Origin of the sequence: Comamonas sp. C11 (assembly GCF_024496285.1) — a bacterium.
GTDB classification, from domain to species: Bacteria; Pseudomonadota; Gammaproteobacteria; order Burkholderiales; family Burkholderiaceae_C; genus Comamonas; species Comamonas testosteroni_F.
Map to the genome: position 1 here is coordinate 3,463,960 of NZ_CP101743.1, position 14,092 is coordinate 3,478,051.

17 protein-coding genes and 1 tRNA gene are annotated in these 14,092 nt (G+C 60.9%); 13 read left to right on the forward strand and 5 right to left on the reverse strand.

The genetic code is table 11. The features are described 5' to 3' along the window. Nucleotides 1-51: 51 nt before the first annotated feature. Nucleotides 52-972: a Dyp-type peroxidase gene (locus NOX35_RS15855; RefSeq protein ID WP_256493940.1), complete on the reverse strand. Its 921-nt coding sequence runs from the start codon at nucleotides 970-972 to the stop codon at nucleotides 52-54. A gap of 174 nt (nucleotides 973-1,146) precedes the next feature. Here NOX35_RS15855 and NOX35_RS15860 point away from each other — a divergent pair. Beyond that, nucleotides 1,147-1,223, forward strand: a tRNA-Val gene (locus NOX35_RS15860). Nucleotides 1,224-1,368: 145 nt separating this feature from the next. Here NOX35_RS15860 and NOX35_RS15865 read toward each other — a convergent pair. Then, complete coding sequence (locus tag NOX35_RS15865) at nucleotides 1,369-1,818, reverse strand: SRPBCC family protein (protein WP_256493941.1); 450 nt, start codon at nucleotides 1,816-1,818, stop codon at nucleotides 1,369-1,371. Nucleotides 1,819-2,004: 186 nt separating this feature from the next. Here NOX35_RS15865 and NOX35_RS15870 point away from each other — a divergent pair, with 186 nt between their 5' ends. Both NOX35_RS15870 and NOX35_RS15875 read left to right on the forward strand, forming a co-directional pair. Further along, entirely contained in the window at nucleotides 2,005-2,421 is a 417-nt protein-coding gene (locus NOX35_RS15870; protein ID WP_256493942.1) for a hypothetical protein, read from the forward strand. Nucleotides 2,422-2,603: 182 nt separating this feature from the next. Continuing rightward, nucleotides 2,604-3,467 (forward strand): CHAD domain-containing protein, encoded by an 864-nt coding sequence (locus NOX35_RS15875; RefSeq protein WP_256493943.1) that lies wholly within the window; start codon nucleotides 2,604-2,606, stop codon nucleotides 3,465-3,467. Nucleotides 3,468-3,488: 21 nt separating this feature from the next. Here the strand turns inward: NOX35_RS15875 and dkgB are convergent, their stop codons facing one another. Then, entirely contained in the window at nucleotides 3,489-4,295 is an 807-nt protein-coding gene (gene dkgB / locus NOX35_RS15880; protein WP_256493944.1) for a 2,5-didehydrogluconate reductase DkgB, read from the reverse strand. A gap of 406 nt (nucleotides 4,296-4,701) precedes the next feature. Between dkgB and NOX35_RS15885 the strand changes: the two genes are divergently transcribed. The 6 genes from NOX35_RS15885 to adk all read left to right on the forward strand — a co-directional run bounded on the left by NOX35_RS15885 (nucleotide 4,702) and on the right by adk (nucleotide 9,459). Then, nucleotides 4,702-5,604 carry a LysR family transcriptional regulator gene (locus NOX35_RS15885; protein ID WP_256493945.1) on the forward strand — a complete coding sequence of 301 codons (903 nt, stop codon included), beginning with the start codon at nucleotides 4,702-4,704 and terminating at the stop codon, nucleotides 5,602-5,604. Next, nucleotides 5,564-6,289 carry a GntP family permease gene (locus tag NOX35_RS15890; RefSeq protein WP_371878489.1) on the forward strand — a complete coding sequence of 242 codons (726 nt, stop codon included), beginning with the start codon at nucleotides 5,564-5,566 and terminating at the stop codon, nucleotides 6,287-6,289. The genes NOX35_RS15885 and NOX35_RS15890 overlap by 41 nt, the downstream gene beginning before the upstream one ends. Before the next feature lie 11 nt (nucleotides 6,290-6,300). Beyond that, entirely contained in the window at nucleotides 6,301-7,344 is a 1,044-nt protein-coding gene (gene lpxK, locus NOX35_RS15895; RefSeq protein ID WP_256493946.1) for a tetraacyldisaccharide 4'-kinase, read from the forward strand. Between the two features lie 96 nt (nucleotides 7,345-7,440). Beyond that, nucleotides 7,441-7,632 (forward strand): Trm112 family protein, encoded by a 192-nt coding sequence (locus NOX35_RS15900; protein ID WP_003054006.1) that lies wholly within the window; start codon nucleotides 7,441-7,443, stop codon nucleotides 7,630-7,632. Between the two features lie 3 nt (nucleotides 7,633-7,635). Further along, the gene (gene kdsB / locus NOX35_RS15905) at nucleotides 7,636-8,412 is read left to right on the forward strand and encodes a 3-deoxy-manno-octulosonate cytidylyltransferase (protein WP_256493950.1); all 777 of its coding nucleotides are present in this window, start codon (nucleotides 7,636-7,638) and stop codon (nucleotides 8,410-8,412) included. A gap of 390 nt (nucleotides 8,413-8,802) precedes the next feature. Then, entirely contained in the window at nucleotides 8,803-9,459 is a 657-nt protein-coding gene (gene adk, locus NOX35_RS15910) for an adenylate kinase (RefSeq protein ID WP_003062884.1), read from the forward strand. Nucleotides 9,460-9,735: 276 nt separating this feature from the next. Here the strand turns inward: adk and NOX35_RS15915 are convergent, their stop codons facing one another. Continuing rightward, nucleotides 9,736-10,719, reverse strand: coding sequence for an asparaginase (locus NOX35_RS15915; protein WP_256493953.1), 984 nt, complete (start codon nucleotides 10,717-10,719; stop codon nucleotides 9,736-9,738). A gap of 82 nt (nucleotides 10,720-10,801) precedes the next feature. On the opposite strand from NOX35_RS15915, the gene lexA reads away from it, so the two are divergent. From lexA to NOX35_RS15935, 4 genes are all read left to right on the forward strand, one after another. Further along, nucleotides 10,802-11,473: a transcriptional repressor LexA gene (gene lexA, locus NOX35_RS15920; RefSeq protein ID WP_003053998.1), complete on the forward strand. Its 672-nt coding sequence runs from the start codon at nucleotides 10,802-10,804 to the stop codon at nucleotides 11,471-11,473. 169 nt (nucleotides 11,474-11,642) lie between these two features. After that, nucleotides 11,643-12,065: a hypothetical protein gene (locus tag NOX35_RS15925; RefSeq protein ID WP_256493956.1), complete on the forward strand. Its 423-nt coding sequence runs from the start codon at nucleotides 11,643-11,645 to the stop codon at nucleotides 12,063-12,065. Nucleotides 12,066-12,484: 419 nt separating this feature from the next. Beyond that, on the forward strand, nucleotides 12,485-12,730 hold the full coding sequence (locus tag NOX35_RS15930; protein WP_182283202.1) for a hypothetical protein: 246 nt from the start codon (nucleotides 12,485-12,487) through the stop codon (nucleotides 12,728-12,730). 145 nt (nucleotides 12,731-12,875) lie between these two features. Then, nucleotides 12,876-13,337, forward strand: a complete 462-nt coding sequence (locus tag NOX35_RS15935; protein WP_045839521.1) for a universal stress protein — start codon at nucleotides 12,876-12,878, stop codon at nucleotides 13,335-13,337. Nucleotides 13,338-13,643: 306 nt separating this feature from the next. Here the strand turns inward: NOX35_RS15935 and NOX35_RS15940 are convergent, their stop codons facing one another. Then, a complete protein-coding gene (locus NOX35_RS15940) occupies nucleotides 13,644-14,027 on the reverse strand; it encodes a hypothetical protein (RefSeq protein ID WP_182283203.1) in 384 nt (127 codons plus the stop codon). Between the last annotated feature and the right edge of the window lie 65 nt (nucleotides 14,028-14,092).

Below are 14,092 nucleotides of genomic sequence, written 5' to 3' on the forward strand. Positions count from 1 at the left end.
GGTGATGACACCACATGAAAAACGGGCCATCTGGCCCGTTTTTCTTTGTCCTCAGGCCTGGAGACCCAGCACCGTCAGATCCAGCTTGCCGCTGGAAACCGGCGGGCACCAGAAATAGCAGCCCGTCAGCGGCCTGGAAAAGCGGAACAGTCCATCGCTGATGCCGTCATCCATGCCCAGCATGCGGCGCATCTGAGCCTCGAAAGCGTCGAAGCTGCAACCAAAGGCGGAGAACATCAAGCCGCTGCGATCACGGCCTTGCGGGCTGACGCTCCACCAGGGCATGGAGCGTCGCACCACAAAGGCTTCCGGCTCAAAGCTCTCCTGCGCCGTGCGCTTGACATGGGCCGACTCAGGGGCATCATCCAGCTCCTCGTTGTCGCTGCGGCGACGCCCCACGGCATGGTCCTGCTCCGTGGTGCTCATGCTGCCAAAGGCCGAGTAGTCATGCTCCCACTGTTGCAAGGCCCAGTAGCTGCAGCCGTCCATGCCTGCCCCCTGCTCTGCAGCAATGCCGGCTGCCACGGCCTCATCGTCCTCGGGGTTCTCGGTGCCGTCTTCATAACCGGTCAGATCACGGCCATGACCGTTGCCCGAGCGCTGGTGCACAAAGGCATCCACGATGTGATCAAGCTTGAAAACCGGTGCCAGCAAGTTGGTCAGCTTGGCCGTCAGGGCGATCAGCTCACCACGTTGATCGCCGCGCAGCCACAGGCACAGCGCATAAGGTGTGCTGGGTGCTTCGAACTGCGGTCCCTTTAGGTGCGGGAACTCGCGCATCAGCGGCAGTTTCTTGTCCAGTTGCTGCAGCACCTGCAGTCCCAGACCCGCCACTACCTGCTGACCATCAACACTGGTCTGCAATTTCTTCAGACTGTTCTGCAAATCTGCACCTGCACCGGCCAGGGTGAAAAAAACATAGCGCCCCTGTTCAGGAAGAGACGCCAGAATGCCTGCTTGTGCTTTTGTCATGGGGTTGCCGATTCAATTGATGGAAAACACATCAAAGTTTAGTAGCGAATCAGCAGCTCCCAGCCAAGCCTTGACTGGGTTGCAGAATGAGAAAAATAGGGCTCGAACGCAAAAAAGTCGCGACTTTGCCCAAACCACCATTTTTCCGCTGCTAGAATTCATCCCATCGACGACAGGCGCGTAGCTCAGCTGGTTAGAGCACCACCTTGACATGGTGGGGGTCGTTGGTTCGAGTCCAATCGCGCCTACCAAACATCGCAAGCAAAACCAGAGCTTGCAAGCAAGACAGCCCGCTGCAAAGCGGGCTTTTTTGTTTTGCACCTCTCTTGGATCGCCGACGCATGGATCACGCCATGCATTGACCTCGGGCCGTCAATGTCGCGCTCTGCGTCGTTTTCACGCTCCGTCAGGGATGGTCGGCTCCACCAGGAGGGCAAGCAGCTGCAGCGACTCCTGCCAACCCAGATAGCAGGCCTGCTCGGGAATCATGTCGGGAACACCCTCCTGCACCACATGCAGCTCGGTGCCACAAAACACGGCTTTCAAGGTCACGGTGGTGATCATTTCACCCGGCAGATTCGGGTCCTCGAAGCGATCGGTATGGCGTATGCGCCGGCCCGGCACCAACTCCAGAAACTCGCCGCCAAAGCTGTTTTGACTGTTGGCGGAAAAATTGATGAAGCTCATGCGGTAGCGGCCTCCCACGCGTGCGTCAAATTCATGCACCTGCGCCGCGAAACCATGAGGCGGCAACCACTTGACCATGGCTTCTGGGGTCGTGAAGGCCCGATAGACGCGTTCGGGCGGAGCTTTGATCACACGGTGCAGTCGAATGGTCTGTGGCATGCGAGACTCCTGAGGTAGAGGCCGCAAGCTTAGCTCTCATCACAATGACTGGCTACCAGCTTCTCGAGGATGCGCACATCAACTGCTGCGTCGAAACAAGCACCACTACAGCAAACTCCATTGACCAGTCCTCGACATTCACAGAACCCGATGAAGGATTCGCCGACTTTAGGCAGATGGCTGTCCATGGCGCGCGATGACGAGATCGTCATCGACGCCGCCGACATCAACCACGAGGCATCGTCCAATCTGTGGTGCTTTTCTCCGTGCGATGACGAGTCCCAGGGGCTCAGTGCTGCAGCTCTTGTCGATTTCATCAACCAGGTCATGACAGCCAGGCGAGAGAAGTTGAGCGGAAATTCATCCATGCTTTTCTATTGCTGGCATGACGCACAGACGAGGCAGCTACGCTTCAGTCTTGTCTCCAGCACACATGGCCGGCTACCTTTCGGCTGTGCCATAGACCCCTCTACAGAGCTAGCCGCCATCGCAGAACATATCGTCAGGAAGGACTGGCTCAATGCCGACTGGGGCAAGACTGGGCCGCACGGCCTTGGGGCAGAAACAGCCATGAGCCTGCCCGTGTTCGTTGCCAATCTGTAGCAGCCAAGCCCGGCCTTCAGACTCATCACAGCCCAAGCCAGTCACCCACCTGAACGCTCCCGCCGCAATTCAGAAGCTGCCCACGGACATAGGGCAGGGAACATGGCACACTGTGACAAACACCAGCGAGAGCAATGCGGACTGGAGCATCGCGTTGCCAGTCGCAAGCTTGTCTCAGCCTCATGAAAACCGCCCCGGGAGTTCGTATGTGCAAAGGCAAACCAGACGCCTCAGTGGCGTTTTCAGCTATCGCATCCCCGCTTGTCGACTCGGCAGTCGAACAGGCCCGGCGCATAGCCCGAGAGCCCGCTGCCGAGGGGATTCATCAATTGCGCGTTGCGCTGCGCAACCTGCTGACGCTATGGTGGCTCTACCGACCCCTGATGGGCGCCGAGGAGTATGCACGGCAGCGCGGCTGCCTGAAATCGATAGCCTGCGCAGCAGGCATGGTCCGCGACTACGACATCCTGATCGAGCTGCTGAGGCGTAACGACAAATGCAGCGCGGCCGGCATTGCTGCCATATCGGCCGCCCGCGAATCCGCTATGCAGGCTGGCCGGGAAATACTTTCACCCCCTCACATACAGGCTCGCTTGCAGGAAGCTCTGGCGCAAGCTTCGGCAAGCTTGGGCCCTGGGTCCGGCCAGCCGCGGCGGCGAGCTCATGCAAAAGTCAGGGTTGCACAATCAGCAAGACAGCTGCGTCGACGCATCAAGCGGGCGATCCCCGCCGGCAAGCCAGACCTTGAAGCCTTTCACGATGTCCGAAAAGCCGGCAAGAAAACACGTTATCTGCTGGAGCTGTTCGGGCCCCTGCTGCCCGCAGACCATCGCCGCCTGCTCAAGCGGCTCCAGAAAATCCAGCAGCCGCTTGGCGAACTGAATGACTTTGCTGTCAGCGAAAGCCTAGTCAGGCAGAACCCGCGCCTCATCCCTTCTCCGGATCAGGCGAAAGAAATAAGACGCTGGCTCAGAAAAAAACGCAAGCACCGCCTGAGCGCCCTCTCCTGCTTGCTGCGCAAGGATCGGACACTCAAGCAGGCTTGAGCGCTCATGACGGCGCTGTTGTCATTCCCAGACAGGAGCCAGTCCCTCAGGGCTGACTTCGCGCCCGTTGCGCTCCAGCGCCGCGATCAGCGCCATGTCTTCGGCATCCAGCCTGAGGTCGCGCGCGAGCAGGTTGCTGGCCAGGTTCTCGCGCTTGGTGGACGACGGAATCACCGCATAACCCAGCTGCAGCGCCCAGGCCAGCGCCACCTGCGCCACCGTGGCCTGATGCTTGGCCGCTATCTGCGCCAGCACCGGGTCCTTGAGCACCTTGCCGTAGGCCAGGGTCATGTAGGAAGTGACCTGAATGCCCTGCTCCTTGAGGAAAGCCGTCAGCTTGCGGCCTTGCAGATAGGGGCTCAGCTCGATCTGGTTGGTGGCAATCTCGCCCCGGCCTACGGCCGCGATGGCCTGGCGTGTCAGCTCGATATTGAAGTTGGAAATGCCGATCTGGCGAGTCAAGCCCCGGGCCTTGGCCTCGGCCAGCGCTTCCATGTATTCGGACAGCTCCACGCCGTTGCCGGGTGCGGGCCAGTGGATCAGGGTCAGATCCACATAGTCGGTGCGCAGCCTCTTGAGGCTGTCCTGCAGGCTGGGGATCAGCCTGGCACGGCTGTAGTTGTCGGTCCAGATCTTGGTGGTCACAAACAGATCGCTGCGCGCCACACCGCTGTCGGCGATGGCCTGGCCGACTTCGGCTTCGTTACCGTAGATCTGGGCCGTATCGACAGCGCGGTAACCCACATCGAGTGCGTTGCGCACGGAATCGATTACGACCTGGCCGTTGAGGCGGAAAGTGCCGACGCCGAAGGAAGGAATATGGCTCATGAAATCACTCCTGGATGAGATTGAGGGCTGCAGCCCGTCCGGAGCTTGCATGTCTGCTGTCCGCACCGACTTTCCCGATGCCTGAAGTTTGCCGCGTTCATATTCGCGGATTAAGCCTTGTATTTCACAAATACTCTTGAAACCAAATCAAATATAAAACCAGAATCTTGCACCGGCAGCCGCCAATTTTCCTGATCTGCGACCACCGCACACGCCATGCCCCCTGCAGAACGCTGATCTGCGCGCCACCGGCAATCACTGGCATTAGCTCCACAGGGATGCATCCGGCAATACGCCGGTGACCAGGGCGGACCTCGCCACCGACGAGCTCCCAGGGCAGTGCACTCGGGTAATATTTACAGATAAAGCTTGGTATTCCCTCAATTTTCTTGATCTACATTCAACAATGAAGACCACGCTCGACGAATTGCAGGCCTTTGTGGCCGTCGTGGACACAGGGTCCATCACGGCCGCTTCGGAGCTGCTGGGCCTGACGATTTCCGCCACCAGCCGTACCCTGGGGCGTCTGGAAGAAAAGCTGCAGACCACGCTGCTGCGCCGCACCACCAGACGCCTGGAGCTGACCGAGGAAGGCGCCACCTTCTTGCAGCACGCCCGCTCCATTCTTGCATCGGTCGACGAAGCGGAGGAGATGATGGCGGCGCGGCGCATGCGGCCGGCGGGAAGATTGCGTGTCGATGCTGCCACCCCCTTCATGCTGCATGTGCTGGTGCCGCTGATTGCAGGATTTCGTACGCGCTACCCCGAGGTGGAGCTGGAGCTGAATTCCAACGAAGGCATCATCGACCTGCTCGAAAGACGCACCGACGTGGCATTTCGCATCGGCGTGCTCAAGGACTCCACACTGCACGCCCGCCCAGTGGGCATCAGCCGCATACGCGTGCTGGCCAGCCCGGCCTATCTCAGGCGCCACGGCATGCCTGCCAGTCCGGCACAGCTCAGCCAACACAGCCTGCTGGGCTTTACCCAGCCCGAATCGCTCAACGACTGGCCGCTGCGCGACGCCGACGGCAACGCCGTGCATATCCGCCCGGACATTGCCTCCTCCAGCGGCGAGACACTGCGGCAAATGGCGCTGGCCGGCCTGGGCATAGCCTGTCTGTCGGACTTCATGACCCGAGCAGACCGCGAGCAAGGAAATCTGGTGCAACTGTTTGGCAAGCAGACACTGGACATCTGCCAGCCCATCAATGCGGTCTACTATCGAAACACCGCATTGGCGGCGCGCATCACCTGCTTTGTGGACCATGTGTTGGAAACGCTGGGCAGCCGCCCCTTCGGGACCTGAGCGACGCAAGCCGGCGAATCAGGTCAGCCTGGGCGGCTTTGTCATCGCCTACTTTCCGCTGTTCTTGCTGGGCGCGGTCTTCGGCATGCTGACGGAGGCGTCGGGGGCAGCTCACATCATTGCCCAGGGCATTGCGGCAGCACTGGGCGAGCAGCGCGCCATACTCGCCGTGGTGCTGGCCTGCGCCGTTCTCACCTATGGTGGCGTTTCCTTGTCTGTCGTGGCCTTTGCGGTGTATCCCATTGCCCAGGCGCTTTTTAGGCGTGCCGACATCCCGCGCCGTCTCATGCCGGCCACGATTGCGCTGGGAGACTTTACCTTCACCATGACGGCGCTGCCCGGCACGCCGGCCATCCAGAACGCGCTTCCCATGCCCTATTTCGGCACCACGCCGTTTGCCGCACCGGGACTGTGCCTGATCGCCGCAGCCGTGATGCTGATGCCCGGCCTGTGTTGGTTGCACTGGCGCAGCGCGCAGGCGCACTCCAGAGGCGAAGGCTTTACCGCCGAGGGTGAAGCACAGCAGCTGGCAGACGAACTTGCTCCTGCGGCAGAGGCCCCCAGCCATCTGGAGCTGGGCAGCCTGCTTGGCAGCTTCTGGCCTCAGGCTCCCGGAATCAGGACCCAGGTATTTGCGCATCACGCAGGCCCGTTGGCTGCGGGAACTCCGGCCGCACCCGTATGATCCCAACCCCTATGCCTCAAAACACCGTCCAAGCATCCTCCTCGCAACATGGCTTGCGCGCCCTCTGGCGCCGGCGTGGAGCGGGTGCCTGGCTGCTGTGGCCGCTATCGCTGCTCTATGGAGTGCTGCAGGCCTGGAATGCCAGGCGCATGCTCGGCCGCCAGCAAAGCGCCGGCCTGCCTGTCATCGTTGTCGGCAATGTGATTGCGGGCGGTGCGGGCAAGACCCCTGTGACCCAGGCCGTGGTGGCCCACCTCAAGGCCAGGGGCTGGCAGCCGGCTATCATCTCGCGCGGCTATGGCCGCAGCATAGAGAGCGGGCAGGATTGCCGCGAGGCCCTGCCGGACAGCCCCGCCAGCGAGGTCGGCGACGAGCCTGCCCTGCTGGCACGCAGCACCGGCGTGCCGGTCTTTGTCGCCTCCAGGCGTCTGGAGGCGGCGCAAGCGCTGCGCCAGCGCTACCCGCAGGTCGACGTGATCGTGAGCGACGACGGCCTGCAACATCTGGCCATGGCACGCGATGTGGAGCTGTGCGTCTTCAATGATGAAGGAGTTGGCAACGGCTTTCTGCTGCCCGCAGGCCCGTTGCGCGAGCCCTGGCCTCGCCCGGTCACGGCCACACTGCATGCAGGCCAGCCGCCCCGGCCACTGGGCTCTTCACCGGCGTTCGCGCTGCAGCGCAGCCTGGCCGAGACCGCCCACAACGGTCATGGCCAGAGCATCCTGCTGCACAGCCTGGCCGCGCAGAGCCCGGAGGCCGTGGCCGCCGTGGCACGCCCCGAGTCCTTTTTTGCCATGCTGACCGCCCAGGGCATCACTCCGGCAGCAACCCAGGCCCTGCCCGATCACTATGATTTCGAGAACTTCTCGCGCACGCTGGAAAACGACAAACCCTTGATTTGCACCGAAAAAGATGCCGTCAAACTCTGGCGCAGCCATCCTGAAGCCTGGGCCGTGCCCCTGCAGTTGCAGCTGCCGCAGGCCTTCTGGGAGCTGCTGGATGCGCAACTGGCCAAGGCCAACGCCAATATTCGCCGCGATGGCAAGCCAGCCTGACTATCATTGAGCCTACGGATCAACAGCGTTTGATCACCTCTTTTTGCAGCGCCAGCCCCCTGCTGGCGCCCTCATCCCGTTTTGCAGGAATACTCCATGGACGCCAAACTTCTCGAACTGCTGGTCTGCCCCGTCACCAAGGGCCCGCTGCGCTTTGACCGCGAGCATCAGGAGCTGATCAGCCACAGCGCGCGTCTGGCCTATCCCGTGCGCGACGGCATCCCGGTGCTGCTGGAAAACGAAGCCCGCACCCTGTCCGACGACGAGCTGGAAGAAGAAAAGCAATAAGCCATGAGCTATACGGTACTGATCCCCGCCCGCCTGTCCTCGACCCGTCTGCCCGGCAAGCCCCTGGCGGATATTGCCGGCCTGCCGATGGTGGCGCGTGTGGCCCAGCGCGCGGCTCTGGCCGGCGCAGCCCGCTGCGTGGTGGCGGCCGACGACGAGAGCATTGTGGCGGCCTGCGCCCAGCATGGCGTCCAGGCCATCCTGACGCGCAAGGATCATCCAAGCGGCAGCGACCGTCTGGCCGAAGCCTGTGCTCAACTGGGCCTGTCCGGCGACGATGTGGTCGTCAATGTGCAGGGCGACGAGCCGCTGATCGACCCCAAGCTGATCGAGGCTGTGGCACAGCTGCTGCTGGCCCGCCCCGAAGCCAGCATGGGCACGGCGGCCCATCCTATTGATAGCTTGACGGATTACCGCAACCCGAACGTGGTGAAGGTGGTCTGTGACGCCAAGGGTCTGGCCAGCTATTTCAGCCGCGCACCCATCCCCTGTTCACGCGACCACGGCGATGAAGCCTGGTGGCAGACGGCGGCCCCCAAGGCCGGTCACCCAGGTTTCACACCGCTGCGCCATATTGGCATCTACAGCTACAAGGCCGGTTTTCTGCGCGAGTTCCCGCAACTCGCGCCCGCCCCCACCGAAGCCATGGAGCAGCTGGAGCAGTTGCGCGCCCTCTGGCACGGCCACCGCATTGCCGTGCATATCACGCCCGATGCACCGGGTGCCGGCGTCGACACGCCCGAAGACCTGGAGCGCGTGCGCGCCGTTTTCGCTGGTTGAAAAAAAGACCTGCGCACTTTGGCGACACCGGTGCGCAGGCTGTCTTCATCCAGGACTGCTCACGCATCAAGCCGGCAGTTGCGCAGTCCGCGCGCGCAGTCCCAAAGGGCCCTGGGCCAGTCCAGGAAAGCGCTGATCGCTATACTTTCCGCATAGTCCGAATAGCATATGTAACGGCTTCGGCACCTGGATTACAACTACAGCAATCGCGTTTGCAGCGGATACATGCCTTCAATTGGCCGCACTTGTGACAGCCTTGACTGAATTGTGTAAGCCTGTGTTGGTCTTGTGCGTGCTATCCTTGCCCGCGAAAAAATACGGCCTGGGAACTACGGACGACCACCCGTCTGCCTGGGCCAGCAAGAATTTCTACTCTCCTCAAGGATTTCCATGAAACTGATTTTGTTGGGTGCACCCGGCGCCGGCAAAGGCACTCAGGCGGCCTTTATTTGCCAAAAGTACGGTATCCCTCAAATCTCCACGGGCGACATGCTGCGCGCGGCCGTCAAGGCTGGCACCCCTCTGGGTCTGCAAGCCAAGGCCGTGATGGACGCCGGCCAGCTGGTCAGCGACGATCTGATCATCAACCTGGTCAAGGAACGCATTGCTCAGCCGGACTGCGCCAAGGGTTTCCTGTTTGACGGCTTCCCCCGCACCATTCCCCAGGCCGATGCCATGAAGGCTGCCGGCGTGAAGCTGGACTATGTGCTGGAAATCGATGTGCCCTTCGACGCCATCATTGAACGCATGAGCGGCCGCCGCAGCCACCCCGCCTCGGGCCGCACCTACCACGTCAAGTTCAACCCTCCCAAGGTGGAAGGCAAGGACGACGTGACCGGTGAAGACCTGGTGCAGCGCGAAGACGACAAGGAAGAAACCGTCAAGAAGCGCCTGGACGTCTACAGCAGCCAGACACGTCCTCTGGTGGACTACTACAGCAACTGGGCCAAGGCCGATGCAGCAGCGGCCCCCAAGTACCGTGCCATCAGCGGCACAGGCAGCGTTGAAGAAATCACCGAGCGCGCTCTGGCCGCTCTGGCTTCCTGATCGCCCAGATCACTCGCGCGTGGAGCCTTGCCGCCTTTTCGCGGCCAGGCATCTCTGGGCAAAAAAGGCCGGTGTCCTCACCGGCCTTTTTTGTTCTTGAAGCTCGTGCTCCCGCCCTTCCGGCCGACATCAGTCCGGTGCGAAAAAGCTGCACCGAGGATGGCATTGGAGCCATCAATATTCATAGCTGCCTGCGCCTACACTCATTGGATTTCAGACCCAAACAGCATAAATACTCTGTATCAATGAAGGCCAGCAGCTCTCATAATAAGAGCATCAACCCAATGCGTGAGGCCAGCCCATCAACTCCAGCATCAGGCTGATTCTGACCTTGGTCGCCGGCAGGCTGCTCACAAGGCTATCTCGCGCTCCCTCGGCCTGCACCACCTGCCCCTCCTCGCACCGGGTCGTGATGCGCAAAGCCATGCCCTGCGCCTGCGCCCAGTCCAGGGCTGGCCCCAGCGCCTCATGGATAGTGCCATTGCCCGTGCCGACCACCACCACGGCACGCACGCCTGCCGAATTCCAGGCCTGCATCACCGCCAGCGCCACGGCGCTGCTGCAGCCCGCATGGCTATGAAGCAGCTCCACCAGGGGCCAGTGATCTGCGGGCGGTAAAGCGATTGCAATGGAGCTGGCCGCAACGACCCGGGGCAGGCCGCCCGTTGCCCAGCGCAGCCGCCCCTCCTCCACCCAGCCCTGCGGGCCGGCGCCACTGCCATCAAAGGCATCCACACGGTAGGGATGCACCTTGCGCACCTGGCGTGCACTGAACACCCGACCCGCCACCACGGCAAGCACACCGCGGCCAGCAGCCTGCGTGTCGGCCGCACAGGCCACGGCATCGCGCAGATTGCCAGGGCCGTCGGCCGAAATCGCTGTCGCCGGGCGCATGGCGCAGGTCAGCACCACGGGCTTTGCCGGGTGCAGAACACATTGCAGAAACCAGGCGGTTTCCTCCAGGGTGTCGGTGCCGTGGGTGATGACAATACCGCTCACATCATCACGCGCGAGCAGCTCGGCACATCGCAGCGCGAGTGCATGCCAGGTCGCGTGATCCATATCCTTGCTGTCCAGCTGCGCCAGCTGCTCCGCCTGCAGCGACGCCGCAGCAACGCCTTCCAGGTCCGGCACGGCCTGCAGCAGCTGAGCCACGCCCAGCTGGGCCGCACGGTAGCCCACACTGGTGCCAGCCTGCTCGGCAACTCCGGCAATCGTGCCACCGGTGCCCAGGATGACGATATTTTTGTCACGTTCCACTTGCAGTCCTCTTCAAACTGATTAAAAATACAGGTACTGGATGAACACACAGTATTCATCATCGATCGATCAAGGAATGCCCATGGACCACCCCAAGCTCACTCCCCGCCAGCAGCAGATTCTGGACCTCATCCAGTCCACCATCGCTCGCACGGGTGCGCCCCCTACCCGGGCCGAGATTGCCAGCACCTTTGGCTTTAAGTCGGCCAATGCTGCAGAAGAGCATTTGCAGGCACTGGCACGCAAGGGCGTCATAGATCTGGTCAGCGGCACATCGCGCGGCATCCGCCTGCGCGCCGATACCGTGCGCACCATCAATGCGGCACGCGGCGCCAGCTTTGCGCTGCCGCTCACGGCCCTGGCCCCGCTGGTGCTTCCCCTGGTCGGCCGCGTCGCTGCCGGCTCGCCTATTCTGGCCCAGGAACATATCGATCAGAGCTATTCGGTCGAGCCCAGCCTGTTTGCCGCCAAGCCCGATTACCTGCTCAAGGTCCGCGGCATGTCCATGCGTGACGCGGGCATCATGGACGGCGACCTGCTCGCGGTACAGGCTACGCATGAAGCGCGCAACGGCCAGATTGTGGTGGCCCGCCTCGGTGACGACGTGACCGTCAAGCGCTTCAAGCGCACGCCTCAGGGCATCGAGCTGCTACCCGAGAACCCAGACTACAAGATCATTCACGTCGATCCTGAAGAGCCGTTCGCCATCGAAGGCCTGGCCGTAGGCCTTATCCGCAACAGCATGTTCATGTAACGGGCAGACGGCGTCCCTCCGTCTATGCAGCGGAGGCACCGAGCCTCCTTCCCTCTCAAGCCCAGGTGGTAGGCGCGAAGCCGTTGAGCTTCGCCCTGGGCGGAGCTTTGCCGAAAGAACGCAAACCTGCCCTTATCCATGCCGCGAGGTCATCAAAAGGAGTTGCCAAATGGGATTCGCCACATCACTGCAGGCTTTGACACGCCTGACCATGAAAAGCCTGCCTGCCACGCTGTCGCCCAATCCGAACTTCAGCTCCGATGACGCAAGCGAAGCCGCTGCAGAGCCCGTATCCTTCACTGCCAATCGTCCAATGGCGAAGCAGATCGGCATCCCTGTCATGCGCGCCAACCGCGGCCGCAGTCGCCTCGGCAGCAATACACTTCGCCCGCAGGCCTTTGCTGCGACCCCAGAGCTTCAATCGCCAATAATCGACCAGTCGACACAAGCTGCTTCTCCACGACTTCTCAAAATCGTGCAGCGAGAACCGCGCAGGCAACCCGAATGTCTGCTGATCTGCGGACGCATGGCCGATGTCTGCGCCGCGCTGGAGCGTATGGCACTCCATGAGCAAACGGCCCCGCAAGTCTGAAAGCACAATGAGGTTTGCCTGCCTGCACTTATGCAGCCCCGAACCCGACCCGAAATAGGCCTGCAGGCAATGCAACAGGGCTTCCATATGCATCCAACAAGAAGCCATCGCAACGCTCTTGGCCCATCGGCCGGCAGATATGGCGCCAGACAACGCTGCCAACAGTGCATAGGCGAAAAACTCGATGTCGCCAAAACAGGCCCTCAGTATTGGCGCCGAACGATCTGGATCGCCATGTAAATTATTTGCTGATGCTCTGCCTGCCCCTGCCCGCCGGAGCGCATTTTGCACAAGCCTCGCAGCCTTCTAAACTCCTTGTCAGGCACGAATATCCGTCAGAACAGATACCCGGATCAGGGTATTGCGGCACCTCTTCGACAGTGGAAACATTCATATACACATGTCAACGAGGGCGTCTTATGAGTGCCTACCGCAAGCTCTTGCAGCACATACAGGCCAAAGACGCCAATGGAGACCTGCGCCTGATTCTGGTCTATCAGAGTTTTGATGAGATCGACATGCCGCATGGCGTCTCCATACGCCCGTCTGCCATTTACTTTGAAACTGCCGATCACCAGGAGGTCAACTGGCTCAATCCACAGCAGTTCGAGATAGAGGCCACTGGCGAAATCCTCAATCGCGTTCCTCCTTCGCCCGAGGAATGAGACGATTCGACGAGACCGCCCCTCGTTACAGAGTCTTACATCCTGTCTGCAACTCTGCTGCATTCAAAAAATTAGGCATTGCGCGGCTCCAGGTATTGGAATAAATTGATTTCCAGGCACATCTTCCGGCATCAGGAGGTTGAACATGTTCAAGCACCTGCTCATTCCCACCGATGGCACCAAACTGTCAGAGGCTGCCGTGCGTGCTGGCGTTCTGCTTGCGCGTGAACAAGGCGCCAAGGTGACCGGCCTGTATGTCATGCCCGATTACCGCGCCATCATCTACGGCGCAGACGCACTGCTGACTTACAACAGCGCAGAGTTCGAGCGCAGTGCCAACAGCGATGCAGATGCGGCTTTGCAGTTCGTTGACCAGATTGCCAGACCTGAAGGCGTACCCTGCAACTTTGTGCGAGTCACCCACGCCTCTGTTTACCAAGCCATTGTTCAGCAGGCGCAGGAATTGCAATGCGACCTGATTTGCATGGCTTCACACGGTCGCAAAGGTATCGGCGGAATTTTGCTGGGCAGCGAAACCCAGCGCGTTCTGACCCACAGCCATGTCCCGGTGCTGGTACACCGGCCTGCCTCAACCGGCAAACATTAAGGAGCCAGAAATATCGAATGGCAGTCCTGCCTGTCGCACGCTCGCCTCGATACAAGGCGGGCACAAGCGACTTGCAAGTCATGGCTGCAAAATGCAGGCCCGCAAGTCAGAAGTTGCTGGCCGCACCCGATGGGGCAACCTGTCAACCGTTCAAACGCGTCAGCAACAGTGCAAGAGCGATAAACGGCGATTGAGGCCAAAGTAACGCCTCTGCCAACTATTCAAATGCATTGACTGTGTGAGCTGCAGAACCGGATCGAGAGGACCCCGAAACTTGCCCGCCTTGCGCGGGCATTTTTTTGGCTGCTAGGCACATCGCTCCGATACTTCTCCCAATCGCTCACGATGCCCAGGCAAGGTGAACAGAATCTGGAGATTCTGCGAGTCCATTTGCTGCACCACGATGGAGCCGTCTTCGTGCAGATAGATCCGCACAGTGTGTTCATCATCCAGATCCCAGTGCGCAACGCTCGTATTCACCCCCCGCCAGCCATGCTCCTCGCACAGCCGACGCCGGCGCAAGGCCTTCAAAAATTCCTGCGAAGCACCAAGCTCTGCATTGGTTTGCACCCAGCTGTCGATCACCAGCTCATAAGCCATCTGCTGCGTATGGCAAGGCTTGGCCAGCTTCATATGCCTGATCCAGGCATCTAGACGGGAGGCAAAAGTGTATTGCAGGTGGTGGGACATGGGCTTTTTTTGAATTCAGTAGTGCATCGGGCCAGATCGCCGCTTGCACATCAAAATCAGAATTT

Bases quoted from the DNA above. Each gene is read 5' to 3' on its own strand.
- NOX35_RS15855 (WP_256493940.1), bottom strand. From the start codon at position 972: ATGACAAAAGCACAAGCAGGCATTCTGGCGTCTCTTCCTGAACAGGGG.
- NOX35_RS15865 (WP_256493941.1), bottom strand. From the start codon at position 1,818: ATGCCACAGACCATTCGACTGCACCGTGTGATCAAAGCTCCGCCCGAA.
- NOX35_RS15870 (WP_256493942.1), top strand. From the start codon at position 2,005: ATGGCGCGCGATGACGAGATCGTCATCGACGCCGCCGACATCAACCAC.
- NOX35_RS15875 (WP_256493943.1), top strand. From the start codon at position 2,604: ATGAAAACCGCCCCGGGAGTTCGTATGTGCAAAGGCAAACCAGACGCC.
- dkgB (WP_256493944.1), bottom strand. From the start codon at position 4,295: ATGAGCCATATTCCTTCCTTCGGCGTCGGCACTTTCCGCCTCAACGGC.
- NOX35_RS15885 (WP_256493945.1), top strand. From the start codon at position 4,702: ATGAAGACCACGCTCGACGAATTGCAGGCCTTTGTGGCCGTCGTGGAC.
- NOX35_RS15890 (WP_371878489.1), top strand. From the start codon at position 5,564: ATGTGTTGGAAACGCTGGGCAGCCGCCCCTTCGGGACCTGAGCGACGC.
- lpxK (WP_256493946.1), top strand. From the start codon at position 6,301: ATGCCTCAAAACACCGTCCAAGCATCCTCCTCGCAACATGGCTTGCGC.
- NOX35_RS15900 (WP_003054006.1), top strand. From the start codon at position 7,441: ATGGACGCCAAACTTCTCGAACTGCTGGTCTGCCCCGTCACCAAGGGC.
- kdsB (WP_256493950.1), top strand. From the start codon at position 7,636: ATGAGCTATACGGTACTGATCCCCGCCCGCCTGTCCTCGACCCGTCTG.
- adk (WP_003062884.1), top strand. From the start codon at position 8,803: ATGAAACTGATTTTGTTGGGTGCACCCGGCGCCGGCAAAGGCACTCAG.
- lexA (WP_003053998.1), top strand. From the start codon at position 10,802: ATGGACCACCCCAAGCTCACTCCCCGCCAGCAGCAGATTCTGGACCTC.
- NOX35_RS15925 (WP_256493956.1), top strand. From the start codon at position 11,643: ATGGGATTCGCCACATCACTGCAGGCTTTGACACGCCTGACCATGAAA.
- NOX35_RS15930 (WP_182283202.1), top strand. From the start codon at position 12,485: ATGAGTGCCTACCGCAAGCTCTTGCAGCACATACAGGCCAAAGACGCC.
- NOX35_RS15935 (WP_045839521.1), top strand. From the start codon at position 12,876: ATGTTCAAGCACCTGCTCATTCCCACCGATGGCACCAAACTGTCAGAG.
- NOX35_RS15940 (WP_182283203.1), bottom strand. From the start codon at position 14,027: ATGTCCCACCACCTGCAATACACTTTTGCCTCCCGTCTAGATGCCTGG.